We start from the raw sequence: 22,232 nt of genomic DNA, 5'->3' as shown, positions 1-22,232 counted from the left end.
GAAGGGGCGGACGATGGCTCAACGAGCGTCGACGGCGTCAGAAGAATCCGCGCAGGTCATCAAGGATGTGTCCGCGCAGGTCATCAAGGATCTGCATGAGCGCATGGTGCGCATCCGGCTGTTCGAGACCGAGGCGGGCAAACTCATGGAGGCGGGCAAACTGCCCGGCTTCCTGCACCTCTACGTCGGCCAGGAAGCCGTGGCCGCCGGCGTGATGGCCGCCCTGCGCGACGACGACCAGATCACCTCCACCCACCGCGGCCACGGGCACGCCGTCGCCAAGGGCGTAGGCCTGCGGGAGATGTACGCCGAGCTGTACGGCCGCGTCACCGGCGCCTGTCTCGGCCGCGGCGGAAGCATGCACATCAACGACGTCACCCGCGGCATGCTCGGCGCCAACGGCATCGTCGGAGCGGGCGTCCCGATCGCGGTGGGCGCCGCCTTCGCCGCCCGGTACAAGGGCGAGGACAGCGTCGCCGTCACCTTCTTCGGCGACGGCGCCACCAACATCGGCGCCTTCCACGAGGGCGCCAACATGGCCGCCATCCTCGACCTGCCCGTCGTCTTCGTCTGCGAGAACAACGGCTACGCCGAATTCACGCCACAGTCCAAGCACATGCTGCTCACCGACGTGGCCGACCGGGCCGCCGCCTACGGCATGCCCAGCGTGATCGTCGACGGCATGGACGCGGTCGCCGTCCACCGCGCCGCCGTAGAAGCCGTCGAACGGGCCCGGTCCGGCGGAGGCCCGATGATGATCGAGGCCAAGACCTACCGCTTCTTCGACCACCAGGGCGTCAAGGGACTGCGCCACCCCTACCGCTCGGACGACGAGGTCGCCGAGTGGAAGGCCCGCGACCCGATCGACCTGATCGAGGCCCGGGCCGTCGCCGACGGCACCGCCACCCGCGCGGAGCTGGACGACACCTGGCAACGCACCCGCGACGAGATCGCCGAGGCCATCGCGTACGCCGAGTCGAGCCCGCTGCCCGACACCGCCGACCTGCTGCTCAACGTCTACTCGGGATGACCGCCATGACCACCCTCACCGAAGCACAGGCCGTCGCCCCGAACAGCACGGCCCGCAAACTCTCCTACGTCAAGGCCTTCAACGAAGGACTCGCCCAGGCCATGCGCGAGGACGAGAACGTCTTCGTCGCCGGCGAGGACGTGGCCGGCTACGGCGGCGTCTTCCGCATGTTCGACAACCTGCTCGACGAGTTCGGCCCCCGCCGCATGATCGACACCCCGATCTCCGAAGCCGCCCTCGTCGGTCTCGGAGTGGGCGCCGCCGCGCGCGGGCTGCGCCCGGTCGTCGACCTGATGTTCATGGACTTCATCGGCGTCTGCCTCGACCAGATCGTCAACCAGGCCGCCAAGATGAAGTACATGTTCGGCGGCTCCGTCTCCGTGCCGCTCACCATCACCACCGCCTCCGGGGCGGGCCTCGGCGCCGCCGCACAGCACAGCCAGAGCCTGGAGGCCTGGCTCGCCCATGTGCCCGGCCTCAAGGTGGTGATGCCGAGCGACGCGTACACCGCCAAGGGCCTGACCGTCTCCGCCATCCGCGACGACAACCCGGTCGTCGTCATGCTCAACAAGGTCCTCCTCGGCAGCTCCTGCGAGGTGCCCGAGGAGATCTACGGCATCCCGCTCGGCCAGGCGCACACTGCCCGGCAGGGCTCCGACGTCACCGTGATCGCCCTGGGCCGGATGGTGGGGGAGGCCCTCGCGGCGGCCGACGAACTCGCCGCCGAGGGGGTGGAGATCGAGGTGATCGACCCCCGCACGGTGCAGCCCCTGGACACCGAGACCATGTTCGCCTCCGTCCGCCGCACCAACCGCGTGCTCGTGGTGCACGAGGCCGTCACCTTCGGCGGGCTCGGCGCGGAGATCGCCGCCCAGATCCAGGACGCCGCCTTCGACTACCTGGACGCCCCCGTACTGCGCATCGGCGCCCCCTTCTCCCCGGTGCCCTTCTCCCCGGTCCTGGAGAAGGCCTACGTTCCCGATCGCGACCGGATCGCCCAGGGCTGCCGGCGCCTCCTCGAAAGGTCGTGACCGACGTGGCGGTCGAGGTTCTGCTGCCGAAGATCGGCCTGACCATGCAGGAAGGCACGATCGACGAATGGCTCGTGCCCACCGGCACCGCCGTCGCCGAGGGCGACGCGCTGCTGCGGCTGGCCACCGACAAGGTCGACGTGGATGTCGAGGCGGAGGCCGGGGGACTGTTCCACCCGGTGGTCCCGGCCGGGGCCACGGTCCCCGCCGGGGCCCTCATCGGCTGGCTGCTGGCCGAGGGCGAGCAGCCGCCGGACCCGGCCGGTACGCCGATGCCGGCCGGGTCCGGGTCGGGGGCCGGGCCCGGTGATACGGCCCGGGCGACGACGTCTGTCGTCTCCGGGAGCAGCGGTACGGCCGCGCCCGCCCTCAACGGCCAGTCCACCAACGGCCAGTCCGCCACCCTCGGGGACGGGGGCCGGCTCCTGGCCTCACCGAACGCCCGACGGGTGGCGTCCGGGGCCGACGTCGACCTCACCGCCGTACGCGGCACCGGACCCGGCGGCCGGATCGTCTCCGAGGACGTGGAGGAGTTCCTCGCCGCTGCCGCTGCCACCGCCTCTCCGGCGGTGGCCCAGGCGCCGCCCACTGTCCTGTCGGCCGACCCCGTCCTCCCCGTCTCGCCGCTGGTCCGCCGACTGGCGAAGGAGCGGGGGATCGAGCTGTCGGAGGTGAACGGCACCGGGCCCGGCGGCCGGATCCGCAGGTCCGACCTCGACGCGCTCGGCCCGGCGCTGGAGCCGGCGCCCTCCCGCCGCAACGCCGTACCCCGACCGGGAGACGTGCTCCCGCTGACCGGGATGCGCGGCACCATCGCCCGCCGGATGCACGCCAGCCTCCAGGAGATGGCGCAGCTGACGCACGGGTACGAGGTGCGGATGGACGCCGTGGTGACCCTGCGGGACCGGCTCAAGGAGGAGTGGGCCGACAGCGGACTCCCGGTACCCAGCCTCAACGACTTCCTGCTGAAGGCCGCCGCCCTGGCCCTGCGCGAGCACCCGCTGCTCAACGCGACGGTGCGCGAGGACGGCGTCCATCTCCTCGACGACATCCACCTGGGGTTCGCCGTGGCCGTTCCGGGCGGTCTGATGGTCCCGGTCATCGAGGACGCGGTGGCGCTGCCGCTGCCCGAGATCGCCCGCCGGTCGAGGGCCCTGGCCGGGGCCGCGCGCGAGGGGCGGATCTCCCCGGCCCAGCTGGAGGGCGCCACCTTCACCGTCACCTCGCTGGGCGGCTACGGCGTCGACTTCTTCACGCCGGTGATCAACCCCGGCAACGTCGCGATCCTCGGGGTGGGCCGACTCAGGGACGGCGTCGAGTGGAGCGACGACCGGCCGCTGCGGACACGGGTGCTCACCCTGAGCCTCACCTTCGACCACCGCGCCGTCGACGGGGCACCGGCGGCCGAGTACCTGCGCACGGTCGCGGAGCTGCTGAGCAAGCCCCTGCGTCTGCTGGTGTGACCAGGGGGACCGGTTCGATGGCCGTCTGCCGGTGTGACCCGGTCGACGGCCATCCGGTCGCCCGCTACCCCGTCGCCCGGCTACCCGGCCACCGCCGGGTCGGCGATCCGCTCGGCGAGCCGGTCGACCTCGCGGACGAACGAGCGGTGCCCGAGCGACCGGTACACGTCGTCGCCCCGGACCTGGGAGATGGCCGCGGTCTCCAGCAGCGCCAGCAGACCCAGGCCGATCACGGCCGCCTCCGCCTCGGTGACCGACTCGCGGGCCTTGTGGATCAGCCCCACCAGTTCGGCCAGCAGGTCCGTACGGCTTTCCAGGCGCAGCGCCTCCGCCTCCTGGCTCATGCCGGCCGACGACACGAAGAACACGGTGGCGGCGGACCGGTGTTCGCCCAGCCAGGCCAGCAGGGTGGTGACCGCCGGCCCGATGCCGGAGCCGGGCTCGTGCGCCTCGGTGAGCGTCCGCAACTGTTCGCGCAGCGCCCCGGCGAACACCCGCATGCCCTCCGCCAGGACCTGGTCCTTGGAGGAGAAGTGGTAGTACACCGCCGCCGACGTCATCTCCGCGCGGGCGGCGATGTCGGCCACCGTCACCTCGTCCGGCGGCTGCGTGGCGAACAGTTCCGTGGCGGCCTCGATCACCCACTGCTTGCGCGACGGACGGTGAGCGGCGCGGGCCTTGGATGTCGTCATGATGTCAAGTATGCCGGGACATCCGTACCCTGGCTGCACTGACGTAGCAGGAATTACGCCGTCGGCCGGTCGGAGTTACTGGATAGCATGGTCAGTACACAGGGCTCGCGGACGCGGGTCCGCGGCAGTCGCCAGGGGAGCATGATGGCCACCACGAAGAACGGCAAGCAGCCTGCCCACCGCCCCTCGCGACGGCAGCACATCATCACCGCCGCCGTCCGGGTCTTCGGCCGCAACGGCTTCGCGGAGACCAGCATCCAGGACATCGCGGCCGAGGCCCAGGTGGTGCCCACGGCCGTCTACTACCACTTCGACGGCAAGGAGGAGCTGCTCGAACTCGCCATGCGGCGGGTTTTCGACCAGCTGAACGCGGTCGTGGAGGCGGCCCGGCCGGAGTCCGAGCCGGGTGACGCGGAGGGCCTGCTGCGCGTCATCGACGCCGTGTGGGACTGGGTGGAGCAGAACCCGGACGAGGCCCGCCTCTACCAGGTGCAGACGGCCTCCGCCAGCGGCAACGTCAAGGCGCTCCGCGACGAGTTCGAACAGCGGCACATCCAGCGCGGTTACGACTACCTGCCCGAGGGCACCACCCGCAGCCCCCGGGCGGCCAAGGCCCGGCACGCGGCACAGGCGCTCGCCGTCCGCACCCTGATCAGTACGACGATGCTCGTCACGGCACTGCGCGCGGAAGGCGGGCCGCTGTCCCGGATGCCGTCCCGGTCCGTGCTGGAGGCGGTCAGGGAACTGGCGCTGCGCATCGTCGCCGCCGAGCAGGAACCGGCCCAGATTTCGGCCCCTGCCCCTGCCCCGGCTCCCGCCTCATCCCCGTCCCCGGCTCCCGCCCCGTCCGCGGCACGGGCCTGAGAGGGCCCTTCGCGCGCCGCCTCCCGTCACACCGTGAGGACCGAGCAGGCGCTGATCCCGGGAGCCCCGTACACATGGGTGAAGCCCACCCGGGGAGCGCCCGGCACCTGCGCGCCCGGCGCCCGGCCCTGCAACTGCCGTACGACCTCGTGGAACTGGCGCAGCCCCGAGGCGCCGACGGGCTCCCCGCCGGCCAGGCAGCCGCCGTCGGTGTTGACCGGGATACGCCCCGTGGGATCGGTGTCCCCGCGGGCCAGCAGCTCTTCCTGTTCGCCGTGCCCGCACAGGCCGGTCTCCGCCAGGTGGATCAGCTCCGAGCCGCTGTCGGTGTCCTGCAGCTGCGCGACCCGTACGTCTTCGGGCCGTACGCCGGCCGTGCGGAAGGCCGCCTCGGCGGCGTCGACGCTGGGGCTGCGGTGCGGACCCGGCGGCAGCCAGGGCGAGAACACCTCGAACGAGCCGAACCGTCGGGTACGGAAGGCCAACGACGCCAGCCGCACCGGGCGCTCGCACAGGTCGAAGGCGCGGTCGCCGCGCGCCAGCACCAGCGCCGCCGCGCCCTGGCCCGGTGAGCAGAACATGTACTGGGTGAGCGGGGGACTGACCTCGGCGGAGTCCAGGATCTCCCGCTCCGTCAGCGGCTTGCGCCGCCATGCCAGGGGGTGTTGCGAGCCGTTGCGGAAGGCGCGCGCGGCGACCGCCGCGAGCGCCCGCTCCGAGATCCCGTGCTCGTGCAGATACCGCTGGGTCTTCAGGGCGAAGAACTGGGTGGTCAGCATCATGCCGGTCTCGGCGTACCATTCGCCCAGGCCGTAGCGGGCCGCGGAGACGTGGAACGCCCCCCGTTCGTGCTTGTCGAAGCCCACCGCCAGCCCCAGGGACGCCTCGCCCGCGCGGAGCGCGTTGGCCACCGTCAGGACGGTGGAGGCTCCGGTGGCGCAGCCGTTCTGCACATTCACGAACGGCACCCCGGTCAGGCCCAGACGGCCCACCAGTGTGTCGGGCTTGCCGGAGACGTCGGAGCCGCCGACCGCGTAGTCGATGTCCGCCCAGGAGACCCCGGCGTCGGCCAACGCCTCGCGTACCGCACGCTCGGCCATGTCCATCCCGGTGACGTCCTCGTCACGGCCGAAGGGATGCATCCCGCATCCGACCACGTAGACGTCCTCGCTGCGGCTCATCGCTCCCCTTCAGGATCCGGGCGGAACGCGAAGGTCAGGACCTCGGTCCCGTCCTCGTCGTGGTACGCGGGCACCGTGGTGAGCCGCACCGGCAGGCCGATCCGTATCTCCGCGCGGGGAACCGCCAGCCGCGCCTCGACCAGCACCTCACCGAGGTCCACATAGCCGACGTGGTAGGGCCGGTGACCGTCGGCCGGCGGCCGGTACGGCGGTTTCGGCGGGAACGCCTGGAGCGTCCACGACCACACCCGCCCGTTCACCGGCAGCACATGGCCGGCCATGTGCCCGTCCGAGCACCTGGGGCAGGAGTTCTGCCGGGGGAAGACGACGGTGCCGCACGCGGAGCAGCGGGCGCCCACGAGTCGCGGTGGCGCCCCGTCGGCCCTGTCGGCCGCGTCGTCGAACAGCGAGTCGTCGATGAGTCGGGTGGTCATAGCGGTTCCGCCTTCCACGTCACCAGCCCAGCAGTCCGGCCAGCCGTTCCCGGTGATGTGCGGCGCCGCCCAGCAGGACGGCGTCGGACTGGGCGCGCCGGAAGTACAGATGTGCGTCGTGTTCCCAGGTGAAGCCCATACCGCCGTGGAGCTGCACGCACTCGGCGGTGACGGACACGAAGGCCTCGCAGGCCCAGGCCTGGGCCACCGCCGCCGCCTCGGCCAGCGCTTCGCGCGAGTCGGCCGCCCGGACGGCGCGCACCACCGCCGACCGCGCGCCCTCGACCTGGAGCAGCATGTCGGCGCAGGTGTGCTTGACCGCCTGGAAGCCGCCGATCGCCCTGCCGAACTGGGTACGGTCCCGCACATGGGCCACCGTCATGTCCAACGCGGCCTGCGCACCGCCGAGTTGCTCGGCGGCCAGGGCGACCAGGGCCACGTCCAGGGCGCGGGAGACGACCTCCGCCCCCTCGCCCCCGGCGGTCAGCGGCCGGGCCCGGGCACCGGAGAAGGTGACCACCGCCTGGCCCCGGCTGAGGTCCAGGGTGGGCACCCGGCGAACCGTGACTCCCGGCCCGCCCGGGTCGAGGAGGAAGAGGTCGACTCCGTCGGTTCCCGAGGCGGCCACCACGAGGGCCCGGGCGTCGGCGCCGTCCAGCACGAACGGCGCTGTGCCGTCGAGGATCGGGACGCCGCCCTGCCAGGAGACGGCCACCGGCACCGAGCCGGGCCGCCATGTGCCGTCCGCCGCGACGACCGCCAGGGCGTGCACCGTGCCCTCGGCCAGTTCGGCGAGCGCCTTGTCGGCCGTACCGCAACCGGCTAGCACCTGCCCGGCGAGCACGGTGGAGGACAGCAGCGGTACGGGTGCCAGCGTCCTGCCCAACTCCTCGCAGACCACGGCGATCTCGGCGAGACCGCCGATGCCTCCGGCCGGCTCGGGCAGCCCGAGGGCCGCGAGGCCGACCTGCCGGCCGAGGGTGTCCCACAGCTCGGTGTCGATGCCGGAGGAGTGCTCGGGCTGCCGGCGCACCGCTGCGGTGCCTCCGGCGTCCGCGCACACCGACCGTACGGTCTCGCGCAGGTCGTCCAGTTCGGCATCCGACACGGCCGGGCCGTCCGTCAGGGCGCTCGTCATCGTGTGCTCCCGCTCTCGTCTCGCCGCGCGCGCAGGGCACTGTGCGCGGCCGCCATCCGGGCCACCGGCACGCGGTGCGCGGAACAGGACACGTAGTCGAGGCCGAGGCCGTCGCAGAACGCGATCGACTCCGGATCCCCGCCGTGCTCGCCGCACACGCCCAGCTTGATGTCGGGCCGCACGCTCCGGGCCCGCTCGACGGCCAGGGCGATCAGGGCGCCCACACCGTGCGGGTCGAGGCGCGCGAAGGGACTGGCCGTCAGCAGGCCGCGCTCCTGGTAGGTGGCGAGCACCTGGCGCTCGACGTCGTCCCGGGAGAACCCGTAGGTCAGCTGGGTGAGGTCGTTGGTGCCGAAGGAGAAGAACTCGGCGTGCTCGGCGAGTTCGCCGGCCAGCAGCGCGGCCCGCGGGGTCTCGATCATCGTGCCCAGCCGGTAGGGGACCTCCACCCCGGTACGGGCGGCGACCGCCTCGGCGGCCCCGCGTACGTACGCGGCGGCGACGGCCAGTTCCTCCGGCAGGCTGACGAGTGGGATCATCACCTCCAGCGCGGGCCGGACCCCGGTGGCGGCGACATCCGCCCAGGCGGCGAAGAGCGCCTCGGCCTGCGTGGGGTAGAGCCGTTCGTGCAGCAGTGCCAGCCGTACGCCGCGCAGCCCGAGCATCGGGTTGGCCTCCCTCAGCGCGGCGGCCCGCTGTTCCTCGTCCGCGTCCAGGGCCTGGCCGGGGGCGGGCAGGAACTCGTGCAGCGGGGCGTCCAGCAGGCGCACGGTCACCGGGCGGCTGCCGACCGCGGCCAGCAGGGCCCTGAAGTCCTCGTGCTGAGCCTGTCCCAGCGCCACCAGCGCCTCGTCGCGGGCGGCCGGGTCGGCGGCCAGAATCACCCGGCGGACCAGCGGCAGCCGCTCGCCGAGGAACTGGTGCTCCGTACGGCACAGCCCGACCCCCTCCGCGCCGAGCGCGACGGCGGTGTCTACCTCGGCGGCGGTGTCGGCGTTGACCCGCACCCCCAGCCGGCGCATGCCGTCCGCCCGGTCGAGCAGGGTGGACAGCTCGGGCGGCGGTCCGGCGACACTGACGCTCAGCGTTCCCGCGTAGACGGCGCCGGTACGGCCGTCCAGCGAGACGGGGTCGCCCTCGCGCAGCAGCCGCTCCCCGATCCGCACGGTCCCCGCGTCCAGGTCCACGCGCAGCCCCTCGGCGCCGCACACCGCGGGCGTGCCCGCGCCGCGCGCCACCACGGCGGCGTGCGAGGCGATACCGCCGCTGCCGGTCAGGACGGCGACGGAGGCCAGCATGCCCGGGACGTCCGCCGGCGTCGTCTCGTGGGAGACGAGCACGACGTGGGCGCCGTCCGCGCTCAGTTCGAGGGCACGTTCACTGGACAGCACGACCACACCGGTCGCCGCGCCCGGTGAAGCGGGCAGCCCCCTCACCAGCAGCTCCTCGCCTCCAGTGAGCCGGAGTTGAGGGTGGAGCAGCTCCTGCACCTGCGCGGGACTGATCCGCAGTACGGCCTCCTCCGGGGTGAGCGCGCCGTCCCGTGCCAGGTCGGCGGCCAGGCACACCGAGGCCCGTAGCGGCGGCCGTTGCTGCGCGGAGGCCGCCAGCAGAGAGATCTCGTCGTCGCGCACCTCGAAGTCGATCGAGACGGGCGCGCGCAGATGACGTTCGAGGGTGAGCAGGGAGTGCTCCAGCAGAGCCGTTCCGCCCGCGAGCCGCTCCAGGGGCTCACTGGTGTGCGGCGGGGGTGCGCTGCGGCGCACGCCCCGGAAGAACGAGCCCTGCGGGGAGAGGCGGCCGGTCTCGGGGTGGCGGCTGACCGCCGTGCCGTAGCCCGAGTGGTCCGCCGGGCCGATGCGCAGCGCCTGGACGTGCAGGGCGATACCGAGATCGGCGGGCAGTCGCTGCGCCTTGCGGGATCTCCTCGCGCGCGGTGAGTCCCACCGTGCGAGGAGGGCGCGGGCGGCCAGCGCGAGCTGCTGGGCCGGGTCGTCGGGGAAGGGCCGGGAGCCGCGCCGCGCGACCAGGGACAGCAGGGCCTCGACCCGGGCCCGCGGCTCGGGTGTGTCGAGGACGACGTCGTCGAGCATCGCGCCGGGTACGTCGAGGGCGTGCTCGGCGATCATCCGCACAGCGGCGGCCCACACCTCGTGCAGCGCGTCCGCGCGCCCGATGACGGCGGACAGGTCGGCGGCGCCCGAGGGAGTGACGCCGAGACAGGCGAGGTCGGGCGGCAGCCCGGCGATCTCGGTCGGCGCGCTCGCCGACAGACGCAGCAGCAGGGGGCGGCCCGCGTCGCCGATCCGCCGGCCGGAGAGCTGTTCGATGAGGTCGACGGCGGCCCGGGCGGTGCCCGGTTCGCACAGGGACGCGGAGGCGCCGGCCGGGACGGTGAGCCCCGGTACGACCGGCAGCCCGAGGGCCACCAGCCCGTCCATGGCCGCGCCGTGCGCGCCCAGTTCGGCGGCGTCGAGGCCTCTGATCCGTCCCTGCCCGTAGGGCACCAGGACCCGGCCGGGGGCCTCGGAGGGGGCGAGTGGGGCGTCGGTCTGTACGAGGGGGGCGCCGAGCTGTGCGAGCGGGGCCTCGGGCTGTGCGAGCGGGTCGTCGGGCTGTGCGACGGGGCCCGGCTCGCGGTCGGTGACGCTCAACCCCGGCTCCCGGTGACCAGCTCCTCTTCCCGGGCCTCGTCCTCGGCCCGGCTGATCCCCAGAACGAGCAGCAGCTCTTGGTGCAGCCGCATCCACACGGTGTGGTACGACTCGCACAGCGGCGAGGCCAGCCACTGCGGCTCGCCGTCGTCGAAGCGGTCGAGGGCCTCCTCCAGCGCGGTGACGTACTGCCCGCTGCCTTCGAGAACCGGCTCCAGTCTGCGCAGCACCGGCTGGATGGCCTCGTGCACGTCCTCCAGCGACTCGCGCACCCCGGCGTCGTAGACGCTGTCGGAGTGGTCGTTGGGGCTGCCGTCGGGGCGGCACTGCCAGGCCGTGCACACCTCGCGGATCTTCCTGTTGATCGGCAGGAAGGCCTCGTACGCCGCGGTGATCTGCTGCTCCCCCGCCGAACCGGGGGAGATCCGCAGGATCCGCGCGGCGGCGGCCTTGGCACGCTCGGTCGGCAGCACCATCGGTCCCTTGACCATCGCCAGCCCCGCGTCGACCAAGGGGCGGTGCTCGGCCTCGGGCCTGCCGCGCCACATGCCACGCAGAACGAGATCGACGACGGCTTCGGTCAGCGTCTCGTCGAAGGCGTCCGGAAGGTCCACGGCAGCAGATTGCATCGCCACACCTTTTCCCCGGTTCTGTGGTGACCGGTTCCTCGGATCTGTGTTGCCCGGAGGTTACGCTCCGGCGGGCCTGTTAGTGAAGAGGCAATCAAGAAACACTTTCCGGTTCCCTGGGCCGGTCCCGGTTTGCCGCGGTCCGGGCGCGGCCCCGCGCGGCGAGGAACGACGCCATACGCTCCTGCGCCTCCGGCCGCCCCGCCAGGGCCGCGATCTGCCGCGCCTCCTCGGCCAGGTGGGAGGCCAGGCCGGTGCCGTCGCGACCGCGCAGCAGGCCCTTCGCCGCGCGCAGTGCCCCACCCGCCCCGGCGGCCAGCCCGGCGGCCGTGCGGTGCGCCGCCGCGTCCAGCTCCCCGTCCTCCACGGAACGGGAAACCAGACCCGTCTGTTCGGCGTCGTCGCCGGTCAGGGCGCGGTTGGTCAGGATCAAATCCGCCGCCAGCCGGGGGCCGGCCAGGCGGGGCAGGAACCAGGAGGCCCCGCAGTCCGGGGTGAGCCCGACGTCCGTGTATGCCAGCCGGAACCGCGCCGATCGGGCCGCCAGAACGATGTCGCCCACCAGGGCGAGGCCGACACCGCCGCCCGCGGCGGCGCCGCGCACGGCGGTCACCACTGGTACCGGCAGTTCGTGCAGGGTCAGTATCGCGGCGTGCGCGGCGGTCGCCACGGCATGCACATAGGCCCCCGTCTCCTCGCCCAGACCGGCGAAGGCGCGCAGGTCACCGCCCACGCAGAAGGTGCCGCCCGCCGATCGCAGCAGGACCGCGCCACCCGGGTCCGCGGCCACCTCGGCGGTCGCGTCGCGCAGTGCCTCGGCGGTCGCCAGGTCCAGGGCGTTGCCCCGCCCCGGATCGTCCAGCCGCACCTCGACGACTCCGTCGGGGTGGCGGACCACCCGGACCGGCCCGGGGCTCATGGCGTTGCTCACGGAGTTGCTCATGGAGGTGTCTCCTGTCGTCTTCCCGTCGCCGGGTTCTCTCGGCAAGATACTGAAGACGCTATACAGTTTCTAGACGCGACGGGACCCGGTGCCCGTACGCCTTTCAGCGGGAGGTCCCGTGCCCATCCAGTTCGACGTCGATCCGACGATCGCCCAACTTGCCGCGTCCACCTCCGCGTTCGTACGCGAGGTGGTGATACCGGCCGAGCGCGCCTGCGGCGGGTCCGTCCACGACGCCCCCGAGGACCTGCGGCAGACCCTGCAGAAAGGCGCCCGCGAGGCGGGTGTGTTCGCTCCGCACGTGCCCACGCGGTGGGGCGGACACGGCCTCGACCTGCGCGGACAGGCGGTGGTGTTCGAAGCCGCGGGCTACTCGCTGCTCGGGCCCCTGGCGCTGAACTGTGCCGCCCCGGACGAGGGGAACATGCACCTGCTGGAGAAGGTGGCCACGGAGGAGCAGCAGGAGCGCTATCTGCGTCCGCTCGCCGCCGGTGACGTGCGGTCCTGCTTCGCCATGACCGAGCCGGCGCCGGGAGCCGGCGCCGATCCCCGTGCCCTGCGGACCACCGCGACCCGGGTGCCCGGCGGCTGGCGCATCGACGGACACAAGTGGTTCATCAGCGGGGCCAACGGCGCCGGCTTCGCCATCGTCATGGCCCGCACCTCCGGCGAGCCGGGGGACCCCGGCGGCGCCACCATGTTCCTGGTCGACGCCGGTACGCCCGGCATGAACATCGTCCGCGACATCGAGACCCTCGACGAAGGGCTCTTCGCCGGCCACAGCGAGATCGTCTTCGACGGGTGTGTGGTGGGGGACGACCAGGTGCTCGGCGAGGTCGGTCACGGCTTCGCGGGCGCCCAGGTCCGGCTCGGCCCCGCCCGCATGACCCACTGCATGCGCTGGCTGGGCGCCGCCCGCCGCGCCCAGGACGTCGCCCTTGAACGGGCGGGCAGCCGCATGGCGTTCGGCTCCGTCCTCGGGGACCTCGGCATGGTGCAGCAGATGCTGGCCGACTCGGAGATCGACATCGAGGCGAGCCGCGCGCTGATCCTGCGTACCGCGTGGGAGCTGGACACCGGGTCCGCCGGAGCCGCGCAGCTCACCTCGGTGTCCAAGACCTTCGTGGCGGAGGCCGTGAACCGGGTGGTCGACCGCGCCGTGCAGATCTGTGGAGCTCTCGGCATCTCGGCCGCCGACGCCCCACTGGCCCGCCTGCTCAGGGAGGTACGGCCGTTCCGGATCTACGACGGCCCCTCGGAGACACACCGCTTCGCCATCGCCCGCCGCGCGGTGCGCCCGTACCGCCGGCCGAGCACGGGTCCCACCGGCTGACGGCGCCGACGTCACGTACGGGAGGCTCGTCGTGCGGGGGAGCTCCGTTCGGCGTGGTGATTGAGGGGGGCGGCGAGGTCGTCCAGGTCTCGCGCGTGGGCCGGCGAGTTGGTGGGTGGTGTCGTCGAGGCCGGTGCCGGGGATGTGCCGGAGGTGGCACAGGCGTGGACGGCGGAGCGGGCCTGGCGCCCTGTTCACCCTCGCCGCCGATGTCAGCCGGCGAGCCTCACGCCGCCAACAAGGAGAAAACGTACGTGACCCTCGATGACCAGAGCGCTTGGGCCCTGCTCCGGCAACTCGACGACCCCGACCATATGGAGTTCCCCCGCGGCTACGATCACGCCACCGTCCGGGCACGGTTCGACCAGCTCGCAGCCCGCCTGGACCAGCGATTCCAGGGCACCTGCTCCGTTGATCGGTACGTCCAGGACGCAAGCCACCACGGGACGATCACCATCCCGCAGACCGCAACTGTCAGCGGGGAGCACATCACCGTGACCGTCAGCAACTTCGGGAACCTGACAGCCGTGACCTTGGGCAATCCCGGAAGCTACGACGCGGACGAGGAACGCGAACTCTTTCAGGCCCCCGACCGCCACCGGATCGACGGCGCACTCGAAGTACTCGGCTACGTCGCCATCTCGGAACACCTGCTCTGGACGAGATACGACGGCGTCAGCGACCTCGTCTCCTCCTACCCGCCCAAGCATCCCCCGACGTGGTGGACCCGCTTCTTCGACTACCTCTGACCGGCCTCTCGGGCGCCCGCACGTGGAGGAGGGGCGCATGGATCAGCCGTCCAGCTTGATCGTCTTCATGGTGAGGTGGGACTCGAGGCGCAGGACAGCGGGCAGACCGCTGAGCCTGCCCATCACGAAGGCTTCGTAGGCGGCGTGGTCGGCGACGGCGACGCGGAGGAAGTAGTCGGGACGGCCGTACATACGACGGAACTCGATGACTTCCTCGTACGAGGCCACGGTGTCCTCGAAATCCTCGACGGTCTTGCGGTCCTGGGCGAAGATCTCGACATCGATGTGGACTTCCAGCTCGCGCCCCAGAGCCGCGGGATCGATGACGGCCCGGTATCCGGCGATGACGCCGGCCTCTTCCAGCCGCTTGACCCGGCGCAGGCACGGCGGTGGGGTCAGACCGACCCGTTTGGCGAGCTCCACGTTGGTCAGCCGACCGTCCTGGCGTAGATGAAACAGAATTTCGCGATCGACGGCATCGAGGCTGATTTTATTGCTCACGAGCCGATCGTAGCGGCAGTATCGGCAACCATATGAGGCGCGAATCTTCCTAAAATGTCGGCATGCGAATACGGCCCCCCGTTGCCGACCCCTCGTCTCCCTCTCCCTCCCTCTTTCCCGCCCCACCCCCGCCTGCCGCCCGTACGTCGTCCGACGCTCGGTCCGCGTTCGAGGACTCTGCCCCCGTCGGCCTGGGCTTCGTGCCGCTCGGCATCGCCTTCGGGGTGCTCGTCACCCAGTCCGGCATCGACTGGTGGTGGGCGAGCCTGTCCAGCGCGGTCATCTTCGGCGGATCCTTCGAGTTCCTGCTCATCGGGATGGTCACCGCCGCCGCCCCGCTGGCGTCGATCGCCGTGTCCGCGTTCCTGGTGAACGTCCGGCACGTCTTCTACACGCTGTCCTTCCCGCTGCACCAGGTGAAGGGGCGCCTCGGCAAGGCGTACAGCACCTTCGCGCTGTGCGACGAGGCATACGCCCTGACCGCCGGGGAACAGGCCCGCTCCTGGTCCGGTCGGCGCATCCTCTGGCTGCAGTTCTTCCTGCATCTGTACTGGGCGGGTGGTGCCACCGCCGGCGCTCTGCTCGGCTCCCTCATCCCGGACAGCCTCACCGGCCTGGACTTCGCGCTGACCGCCCTGTTCACCGTCCTCGCCCTCGACGCTGTCCGGGACCTGCGCGGCGACCTGCCCACTCCTGTGCTCGCCCTCGTCTGCGCCCTGGCCGCCCGCCTCCTCTTCCCCCACCAGATGCTCCTGGCTTCCTTCGCCCTGTTCACCACCGCTCTCGTGACACGTCGCCTCGCCACAGGCAGGAAGTCCACACATGCCTGACGCTCGCCATGCCGTCGTCGCCGTCCTCGTCACCGCGGCCGTCACCTGGGGCCTGCGCGCCCTGCCCTTCGCGGCTCTCGCCCCGCTGCGCGCCAGCGCCACCGTGCAGTACCTCAGCACCCGTATGCCCGCCGGCGTGATGGTGATCCTCGTCGTCTACTGCCTGCATGACCTGCCGGTCACTCAGTCCCGCGTGCTGGCCCCGTTGGTCGCCCTGACCGTCACCATCGGCCTGCACCTGTGGCGCCGCAACGCCCTTCTGAGCATCCTCGCCGGAACCGCCGTGCACGTGGCCCTGGCCAGTACGGTCTTCGCCCACTGACAGGCATCCGGGCGCGACGCGCTGTACACCCCGCTGCCCGTCCCATGCCCTGGCACCCCAAGAGCGACTCGGCCGTTGACCAGCCCCACGCGGCGCTCAGCCCGTCAGGTGATGCCGGCGTCGCGGGCCAAAAGAGCGGCCTGGACGCGGTTGGTGACGTCCAGTGCCATCAGGATGCGGCTGACGTGGGCCTTGACGGTGCTTTCGCGCATCGCGAGATCGGTGGCGATGTCGGCGTTGGTACCGCCCTTGGCAAGGAGGGCGAGCACGTCGCGTTCGCGGGGGGTGAGCTGGTTCAGGCGGCCTCGGGCCGCGGTGGTCCGTGGTTGGTTGGCGGCGTGGTAGCGGTCGATGAGGCGCCGAGCCGCGGTGGGGTGGAGCATGGCGGAGCCGGCGGCCACGAGGTGGACGGCGCGCAGTATTTCGGCGGGGTCGGTGTCCTTGAGGAGGAATCCGTCGGCTCCGGCGGCGAGGGCGTTGTAGACGTATTCGTCGAGGTCGAAGGTGGTCAGGGTGATGACCTTCGGGGGGTGGGGGAGCGCGCGGAGCCGCGTGATGGCGGTGATGCCGTCCATGTGGGGCATGCGCACGTCGACGAGCGCGACGTCGATGTGGTGGGCGGTGGCCTGTTCGATGGCCTGCAGGCCATCGGCAGCCTGGGCGACGACCTCGATGTTCTCGTCGCTGCCGAGGAGGTCGGCCAGCCCCAGACGGACCAGGGCGTCGTCGTCGACGATCATGGCGCGGATCATGTGGCGGAGCCGTTCTTCTCGATGCCTGCGGGATGGGGGATACGGGCGGCCAGCCGCCAGGCCCCGGCGCCGGCGGGGCCTGCGGTGAGCTCTCCGCCGAGCGCGCTGACGCGTTCGCGTAGCCCGACCAGTCCGTAGCCGGAGCCGGGAGTGTCGGTGCGGGGGGTTCCTGGGGTGTTGCCGACCTCGACGAGGGTGGCCGGTGCGCGGTAGTCGACGCGTACGGTGACCTGGGCTCCGTGGGCGTGCTTGCGGGCGTTGGTCAGCGCTTCCTGGACGAGGCGGTGGACGGCCAGGCGGTGGGTGATGGGAGCCTGTTCGGGAAGTCCGTGGAAGGACAGTTCGACCTGTTGCCCGGCGGCGCGGGCCTCCTCGACCAGTTCCCGTACTTCCCTCATCACGGGCGACAGCTCGGAACCGGTCTGCGTGCCGTCCGGGGTGTGCAGTGCGCCGAGAACGTCACGCAGGTCGGTGAGGGCTTCGACGGACGTGACGCGCAGCAGTCCGAGGCGGTCGGCGACCGGTGCGGGCAGAGCATCCCCTCTGGTGGTCAGCACACCGGTGTGCAGGGCGATCAGGCTCAGCCGGTGGGCCAGCACGTCGTGCATCTCCACGGCGATCCTGGACCGTTCCGCGGCACGGGCCGCTTCTTCACGGAGCTTCGACTCCGTGCGCAGATGCTCGACGTCGGCGGCCAGCGCCTCCAGGAGGCGTCGACGATTCCCCAGCCACAGGCCGACGACCACGGCCAGAGTCGGCAGGAGCACGGTGGAGGCGTAGCTCTGTGACGTCCACAGTGAGGTAGCCGAGTGGCTGAGCAGATTGGCGCCCAGCGCGGCGACGGCGCAACCCACCGCCGCCCGCGCCCTGAGATCCACGGCCAGGCTGAACAGGGCCAGGACCATGAGTGGCAGCAGCGGCCAGCCCCACCAGGCTGTGGCCACGGTGACCAGCAGCGGCGCGACCGGCCATCGCAGTCGGGGCACGAGCAGGGCCGCTCCGCACAGAAGAGCCGCGACGGTGACGGGAACCAAGAAGCTTGCGGCATCGGTCGATGCCGCGTTCAGCAGGGCGGCCAGCACACACACGAGGACCAGGCTCACCCGGCCGAAGGCAGCCCATCTGCGCCCTTTGCTCCTGCTCACTCTGGCAATCCTAGGCAGCACCGATGAGGTTTCCGTCCGACGATCGGCCCCGCCTACCCCCGACTTTCGTAGGGGGACGGGGTCGCACAACGACGGATCCGATGCCAGACACCGGTTCCTAGCGTCGAAACCATGAACGAACGGACCACCTCGCACGACCGTGCACTGGCGCCCCGCCATGCCGAGAGCTTGATGTTCCTGGCTGAAGCGGCCCGCGATCTGCGGACCACCGGGGCGATAGCCCCCAGCGGCAAGGCCCTCGCCCGTGCCCTGACCGAACCGGTGAGAATCCAGGCGCCCCGGCCGCTCTCCGTGCTGGAAGTCGGCGCCGGCACGGGTGCGATCACACGTGCGGTCATCCCGCAGCTGCCCCGCGGCAGTCGTCTGGACATCGTCGAGGCGAACCCGCGCTTCGCCGCTCGGCTGCGCCGCCTCGTCGCCGCCCACCCGCACCTGGCCGACCGGCCCGCACAGGTGACCGTCCACAAGGCGTTCGTCGAGGACCTCGACACCGACGAGCGCTACGACGTGATCATCTCCGGGCTGCCGCTGACCAACTTCGAGCCCGCCCAGGTCGAGCGGATCATGTCGCGCTACTTCGAACTGCTGCACCCCGGCGGCACCTTGACCTACTTCGCCTACCTCGGCACCCGCAAGGCCCGCGCCCTGACCGCCTCACGGGCCGCAGCGCGCCGCCACGCCGCCGTGCACGACCTCATGGCTGCCTACCAGCGCACCTATGCAACCGGCCGCTGGACCGTGTGGGCCAACCTTCCCCCCGCTCACGCCTGGCACCTTCAACTGCCCCTCATCGCTGCGCCGCGGCCACAGGAACCGGCCGGCCTGTGAACGCCCTTTCCGACCTCCTCGGCCACGTCTCCGCGGCGTCGGCCTACACCGTCGTGGCCGGGGCCGTTCTGGCCGAATCGGTCCTGCTGGTCGGCGCCTTCATCCCCACGCTCACCCTGCTGTTGACCGCCGGGGCACTGGCCCGCACCGGCCAGATCAGCCTCCCCGTCGTCATCGCCGTCGCGGCAGGCGCTGTCGTGGCGGGTGACTTCCTCGCCCATCGCACCGGCAGGCTCCTCGGCGAGCAACTGAGGTCGGGCCGAGTAGGCAGCCGTGTTCCCGACACCACCTGGCGGCGGGCCGGGATACTGATGACCCGCCACGGCGGCCGGGCCGTCCTTCTGGCCCGTTTCCTGCCCGTGGTCCGCACTCTCGCCCCCCCACTTCGCCGGCGCCACCCGGCTGCCCTACCGTCGCATCGCCCCGTACAGCGTCGTTGCGGCCCTCCTGTGGGCGACGGCCGAAGTCGGCGTCGGCTATGCTGCGGCCGCATCTCTCGAGCGGATACTCACCTTGGGTGGTCCCGCCCTCGCGACAGTCATCCTGATCGCCCTAGGGGTCACACTCCTGCGGCGTCGCCCACCACACCCCACACGACGCGCAGGCGCAATCCCGCACGGCGACCCCGACTGCCCTGACGGGGCTTCACCGCGCTGATCCGGAACAACGCCTCGTCCACGCCGTTCCCGGCCGATGAAGTCCGAGACACCTGCCGAGGCCATGCCCAGAAGCACGCCCACTACCTTGCCCACGCCAGCGTCCGCCCGGCCCTGAGGACTCCAGGGTTTTCACCTTCCCTTGTTCTCGTTCGGACCCAGATCGGCCCGCATCGCCGTGCGCACGATCTTGAGAGAGTCGAGGTACTCGCGCATTTGATCTTCGCCTTGGGCTTGGATGCGCGTGCCCTCGATGACGAGGTCTCGCAATGCTTTCGCACGCTGGTCGAAGACGAGCGCTGGGGCCAGGACCGACTCAGGAGCCAACACCTCAAGCTCGTAACGCGGGGCGTAGCAGCCCGCGTACGCCGCGCGGGCCCGGTTCGCACGTTCTTCATCCGACAGGTCTGAAGTGTCAGCGAGGATGCGCAGCTGCGCCCGGGTGTGGGCATGGGCGGCCAGGAACCGCCCATACAGGTCCTGCTTCGTCCTGCGCCGCTCGATGCGGTCCTCCCTGCGCTCTCGACGGCGCTCGACAAGGAGCGCGGTGCCAAGGGCGATCACTGCGCCGACAAGAGCCGCGAAGAGGGGGAGCCACGTCATGTCGCGACGATAGAACCGGCAGTAGCGGCGTCCGGGGAGCGCCACGGTCAGCCCCGCATCGGCCCCCAGACACTGCACAGTGCTGAGCAGCGGCTGGGGCCGGTCCCAGGTCGGTTTGTGGAGGCCGTCTGCCGACGCCGTATGCCTCTGCTCGTGACTGTTCCAGGTGGATGTGTCGGCCCGCGAGTCCTACATCGAGCCGGGCAGGTTCGGGGATCGGAGTACGAGCAGGGTGATCTCGCTGGGGGCGAAGACGCGGAACGGCGGGCCCCAGAAGCCGGTGCCGCGGCTGGTGTAGAGGAGGGTGCGGGCGCCGTGGTGGCTGAGGCCGGCGAGGGCCGGCTGGTCGATGCGGACCAGGTGGTGGAAGGGCCAGATCTGGCCGCCGTGGGTGTGGCCGGAGAGCTGGAGGTCGATGCCGGCGGCTGCCGCCCGGTCGATGAACTTCGGCTGGTGGGCCAGGAGCAGAACGGGAAGGTCGGGGTCGGCGCCGTTCAAGGCTCCGGCGAGGTGGGCGCGGTGGCCTGCCAGGCCGGAGGACTCGGCGGTGACGTCGTCCACGCCGGCGACCACGAGAGTGTCGCCTCCGCGTTCGAGCAGCAGATGGCGGTTGCGCAGCGGCTCCCAGCCCAGCTCGTCCATCAGGTCGACCCAGCCCTGGGCCTCGCTGTAGTACTCGTGGTTGCCGGTGACGTAGACACGGGCCCGGGTGGCCCGCACGGTTCCGAGTGGGGCGGCCTGGGCGCGGCGGCGTTCGGCCGTGCCGTCCGCGATGTCGCCGGTGTGGCAGACCAGATCGGCTTCCAGGGTGTTCACCGTCTCGCACACCCGTGCCGACCAGCGAGTGCGATCGAGGGGACCGTAGTGGGTATCGGTGATGAGGGCGACGCGGACGCCGTCCAAACCGGCGCCCAGCCGGGGGAGTTGCACGTCGAGTCGGCGTACACGTGGCACGCGGCGGGCTTCGACGTACCCCCAGGCCAGTAGCACGGCGGTCACGCCGAGGACGGCGAACGTGACGGTGCGAGCCCGGTCCTGACTCTCGCCGACGTCGGCCACGGTCAGGAGGAGCCGCAGGGGCACGCCGAGCAGAATCGACCAGGTGAACAGAACCCAACTGGACCCCAGCAGGGTGTCACCGACGATGGCCGCCCGGTCCTGCTGTCGTCGGCCGTGGCCGCGCGCCATCGCGAGCGGCATGACGACGAGGCCGAGGACGAACAGAGCGGTGCCGCCGAGCGTGACGGGCAGCGGCCAGTGCTGGCCGCTGTGCAGAAGCACCCAGCAGGGCACGGTCCACAGCAGGACGGGCGCGATCAGGGGGATGTAGCGCATCAGGCGGTGCAGTCGGCTCTGCCGCGCGGCTTGCGCTTCGCTGCCGACGGGTCGGGTGCTGCTGGTGTCGGTCACGCTTCCCCTCTCCGACCAGGCTGCCGTCTCGCGCACTGTATCCGGTCGCCCTCGTGCCGACCGACCCGCGTTCACGGGAGCGGCCCCCTGTGACGACCCCTACAAGCTCACGCGGCTGGACGGTGACGCGGTCCTGACGTGGGGAAATGCCTGGCCTGCCAGGGCTGTTGTGGAGAGCGCCTCACCTATATCCTGCGGGGACGATCGTTCGGCTGAAGCCCCGCAGAGCCTCTTGCCGCGTAGGCGACCGCCCTTCACTGCGAGATAGCCGCCACACAGTCACGCGATCCGGCGGGACCGGAGCATTCCTCTCCCGGAACTGACAACCGCGACAGGCGAGTTGGGGCAGGGCCGGTGTGTGCTGACAATGGCTGCATGGCACGGGCCGCGCCACCCGTCCCGGAAGCTGGGCCAGACCTCCACCGATCCACGGCTCCGTGCGGCCGTCGTCGACCGCCGCGCCTTCGGCGGCAACCTGATCCAGTCCGGCGAGCTGAAGCGTAGGACGACGCGGGGCTGAGCACATCAGGCGGCTATCGTCGTCGAATGCCTGAAGCTCCTGAGGAGTTCGACGCCGCGATGGCCACCTGGCAGGAGTGGCAGGACGCCCCCTGGGGCCGACTGCGCTACTCGATCGCTGAGGCGAACCTGCTCCGTCACCTCGACGACCTGGCGGCGCATCGCTGCGGATACTCGACCTCGCCGGCGGCGACGGCGGAGACGCCATCCGCCTCGCGGCCCGCGGGCACCGTGTCACCATCGTTGACCATGCGCCCACCATGCTCGCCGCGGCCACCGAGCGAGCCGTGGCGGAAGGCGTGACGGAGCTGATCACCTGCGTCGAGGCAGACGCGACCGATCTGCTCTCGCCCTTGAGGGCCGGGGGCCTGGTCTCTGTCATGGCGATCAGCCGTCATTCGGCACCCTTGAACATCGCCGTCCGGGAGATGGACCCCGCGGCCGCGCTCGCCGCCGATCAGGCTCGGACGCAGATGTTCAACTCCGCGCTGACGCTCCACACGG

Annotated in this window: 22 protein-coding genes and 1 pseudogene; 11 read left to right on the top strand and 12 right to left on the bottom strand. The window is 71.7% G+C overall.

Annotated elements, in window-relative coordinates:
* Positions 1 to 13 precede the first annotated feature (13 nt).
* From PUR53_RS20480 to PUR53_RS20470, 3 genes are read left to right on the top strand one after another with little or no spacing between them, the layout of a single operon-like run.
* Complete coding sequence (locus tag PUR53_RS20480; protein ID WP_329900645.1) at positions 14 to 1,030, top strand: thiamine pyrophosphate-dependent dehydrogenase E1 component subunit alpha; 1,017 nt, start codon at positions 14 to 16, stop codon at positions 1,028 to 1,030.
* Positions 1,027 to 2,061: an alpha-ketoacid dehydrogenase subunit beta gene (locus PUR53_RS20475; protein WP_329909196.1), complete on the top strand. Its 1,035-nt coding sequence runs from the start codon at positions 1,027 to 1,029 to the stop codon at positions 2,059 to 2,061. Before PUR53_RS20480 ends, PUR53_RS20475 begins: the two co-directional genes overlap by 4 nt.
* 5 nt (positions 2,062 to 2,066) lie before the next feature.
* Positions 2,067 to 3,524 (top strand): 2-oxo acid dehydrogenase subunit E2, encoded by a 1,458-nt coding sequence (locus PUR53_RS20470; protein ID WP_329909195.1) that lies wholly within the window; start codon positions 2,067 to 2,069, stop codon positions 3,522 to 3,524.
* Between the two features lie 80 nt (positions 3,525 to 3,604).
* Here the strand turns inward: PUR53_RS20470 and PUR53_RS20465 are convergent, their stop codons facing one another.
* Positions 3,605 to 4,216 (bottom strand): TetR/AcrR family transcriptional regulator, encoded by a 612-nt coding sequence (locus PUR53_RS20465; RefSeq protein ID WP_329900642.1) that lies wholly within the window; start codon positions 4,214 to 4,216, stop codon positions 3,605 to 3,607.
* Positions 4,217 to 4,357: 141 nt separating this feature from the next.
* Here PUR53_RS20465 and PUR53_RS20460 point away from each other — a divergent pair, with 141 nt between their 5' ends.
* Positions 4,358 to 5,080, top strand: coding sequence for a TetR/AcrR family transcriptional regulator (locus tag PUR53_RS20460; protein WP_329900641.1), 723 nt, complete (start codon positions 4,358 to 4,360; stop codon positions 5,078 to 5,080).
* A 26-nt stretch (positions 5,081 to 5,106) separates the two neighbouring features.
* Here PUR53_RS20460 and PUR53_RS20455 read toward each other — a convergent pair whose 3' ends face one another.
* From PUR53_RS20455 to PUR53_RS20430, 6 genes are all read right to left on the bottom strand, one after another.
* Positions 5,107 to 6,261, bottom strand: a complete 1,155-nt coding sequence (locus PUR53_RS20455; RefSeq protein ID WP_329909194.1) for a thiolase family protein — start codon at positions 6,259 to 6,261, stop codon at positions 5,107 to 5,109.
* Entirely contained in the window at positions 6,258 to 6,695 is a 438-nt protein-coding gene (locus PUR53_RS20450; RefSeq protein WP_329900639.1) for a Zn-ribbon domain-containing OB-fold protein, read from the bottom strand. The genes PUR53_RS20455 and PUR53_RS20450 overlap by 4 nt, the downstream gene beginning before the upstream one ends.
* Before the next feature lie 19 nt (positions 6,696 to 6,714).
* Complete coding sequence (locus PUR53_RS20445) at positions 6,715 to 7,833, bottom strand: acyl-CoA dehydrogenase family protein (protein WP_329909193.1); 1,119 nt, start codon at positions 7,831 to 7,833, stop codon at positions 6,715 to 6,717.
* Positions 7,830 to 10,487, bottom strand: coding sequence for a putative PEP-binding protein (locus PUR53_RS20440; RefSeq protein ID WP_329900637.1), 2,658 nt, complete (start codon positions 10,485 to 10,487; stop codon positions 7,830 to 7,832). The genes PUR53_RS20445 and PUR53_RS20440 overlap by 4 nt, the downstream gene beginning before the upstream one ends.
* Positions 10,484 to 11,116: a hypothetical protein gene (locus tag PUR53_RS20435; RefSeq protein ID WP_329909192.1), complete on the bottom strand. Its 633-nt coding sequence runs from the start codon at positions 11,114 to 11,116 to the stop codon at positions 10,484 to 10,486. Before PUR53_RS20435 ends, PUR53_RS20440 begins: the two co-directional genes overlap by 4 nt.
* A gap of 94 nt (positions 11,117 to 11,210) precedes the next feature.
* Positions 11,211 to 12,059 (bottom strand): enoyl-CoA hydratase/isomerase family protein, encoded by an 849-nt coding sequence (locus PUR53_RS20430; protein WP_329909191.1) that lies wholly within the window; start codon positions 12,057 to 12,059, stop codon positions 11,211 to 11,213.
* A gap of 118 nt (positions 12,060 to 12,177) precedes the next feature.
* On the opposite strand from PUR53_RS20430, the gene PUR53_RS20425 reads away from it, so the two are divergent.
* The gene (locus PUR53_RS20425) at positions 12,178 to 13,392 is read left to right on the top strand and encodes an acyl-CoA dehydrogenase family protein (RefSeq protein WP_329909189.1); all 1,215 of its coding nucleotides are present in this window, start codon (positions 12,178 to 12,180) and stop codon (positions 13,390 to 13,392) included.
* A 254-nt stretch (positions 13,393 to 13,646) separates the two neighbouring features.
* Complete coding sequence (locus PUR53_RS20420) at positions 13,647 to 14,141, top strand: hypothetical protein (RefSeq protein WP_329909188.1); 495 nt, start codon at positions 13,647 to 13,649, stop codon at positions 14,139 to 14,141.
* A 42-nt stretch (positions 14,142 to 14,183) separates the two neighbouring features.
* Here PUR53_RS20420 and PUR53_RS20415 read toward each other — a convergent pair whose 3' ends face one another.
* Positions 14,184 to 14,642, bottom strand: coding sequence for an Lrp/AsnC family transcriptional regulator (locus PUR53_RS20415; RefSeq protein WP_329900632.1), 459 nt, complete (start codon positions 14,640 to 14,642; stop codon positions 14,184 to 14,186).
* A 62-nt stretch (positions 14,643 to 14,704) separates the two neighbouring features.
* Between PUR53_RS20415 and PUR53_RS20410 the strand changes: the two genes are divergently transcribed.
* Together PUR53_RS20410 and PUR53_RS20405 are read left to right on the top strand one after the other, a co-directional pair.
* Positions 14,705 to 15,472 carry an AzlC family ABC transporter permease gene (locus PUR53_RS20410; RefSeq protein ID WP_329900631.1) on the top strand — a complete coding sequence of 256 codons (768 nt, stop codon included), beginning with the start codon at positions 14,705 to 14,707 and terminating at the stop codon, positions 15,470 to 15,472.
* Positions 15,465 to 15,794, top strand: a complete 330-nt coding sequence (locus tag PUR53_RS20405) for a branched-chain amino acid transporter permease (RefSeq protein WP_329900630.1) — start codon at positions 15,465 to 15,467, stop codon at positions 15,792 to 15,794. Before PUR53_RS20410 ends, PUR53_RS20405 begins: the two co-directional genes overlap by 8 nt.
* A gap of 104 nt (positions 15,795 to 15,898) precedes the next feature.
* Here the strand turns inward: PUR53_RS20405 and PUR53_RS20400 are convergent, their stop codons facing one another.
* Positions 15,899 to 16,546, bottom strand: a complete 648-nt coding sequence (locus tag PUR53_RS20400) for a response regulator transcription factor (RefSeq protein WP_329909187.1) — start codon at positions 16,544 to 16,546, stop codon at positions 15,899 to 15,901.
* A complete protein-coding gene (locus tag PUR53_RS20395; protein WP_329900628.1) occupies positions 16,543 to 17,691 on the bottom strand; it encodes a sensor histidine kinase in 1,149 nt (382 codons plus the stop codon). Before PUR53_RS20395 ends, PUR53_RS20400 begins: the two co-directional genes overlap by 4 nt.
* A gap of 132 nt (positions 17,692 to 17,823) precedes the next feature.
* Between PUR53_RS20395 and PUR53_RS20390 the strand changes: the two genes are divergently transcribed.
* Positions 17,824 to 18,540 carry a class I SAM-dependent methyltransferase gene (locus PUR53_RS20390; protein ID WP_329900627.1) on the top strand — a complete coding sequence of 239 codons (717 nt, stop codon included), beginning with the start codon at positions 17,824 to 17,826 and terminating at the stop codon, positions 18,538 to 18,540.
* Positions 18,541 to 19,328: 788 nt separating this feature from the next.
* Here the strand turns inward: PUR53_RS20390 and PUR53_RS20385 are convergent.
* Positions 19,329 to 19,799, bottom strand: a complete 471-nt coding sequence (locus PUR53_RS20385) for a hypothetical protein (RefSeq protein WP_329909186.1) — start codon at positions 19,797 to 19,799, stop codon at positions 19,329 to 19,331.
* Between the two features lie 189 nt (positions 19,800 to 19,988).
* Complete coding sequence (locus PUR53_RS20380; RefSeq protein WP_329900624.1) at positions 19,989 to 21,209, bottom strand: metallophosphoesterase; 1,221 nt, start codon at positions 21,207 to 21,209, stop codon at positions 19,989 to 19,991.
* Between the two features lie 367 nt (positions 21,210 to 21,576).
* On the opposite strand from PUR53_RS20380, the gene PUR53_RS20375 reads away from it, so the two are divergent.
* Together PUR53_RS20375 and PUR53_RS20370 are read left to right on the top strand one after the other, a co-directional pair.
* Positions 21,577 to 21,729 (top strand): hypothetical protein, encoded by a 153-nt coding sequence (locus PUR53_RS20375; protein ID WP_329909185.1) that lies wholly within the window; start codon positions 21,577 to 21,579, stop codon positions 21,727 to 21,729.
* A gap of 163 nt (positions 21,730 to 21,892) precedes the next feature.
* Positions 21,893 to 22,048, top strand: a pseudogene (locus PUR53_RS20370) (class I SAM-dependent methyltransferase); the annotation flags it as partial.
* Between the last annotated feature and the right edge of the window lie 184 nt (positions 22,049 to 22,232).

This window comes from Streptomyces sp. SP18BB07 (assembly GCF_036322545.1).
Classification (GTDB): Bacteria; Actinomycetota; Actinomycetes; order Streptomycetales; family Streptomycetaceae; genus Streptomyces; species Streptomyces deccanensis.
Note: the sequence above shows the minus strand (reverse complement) of the source record. Positions and strands in the feature narration are given on the sequence as shown.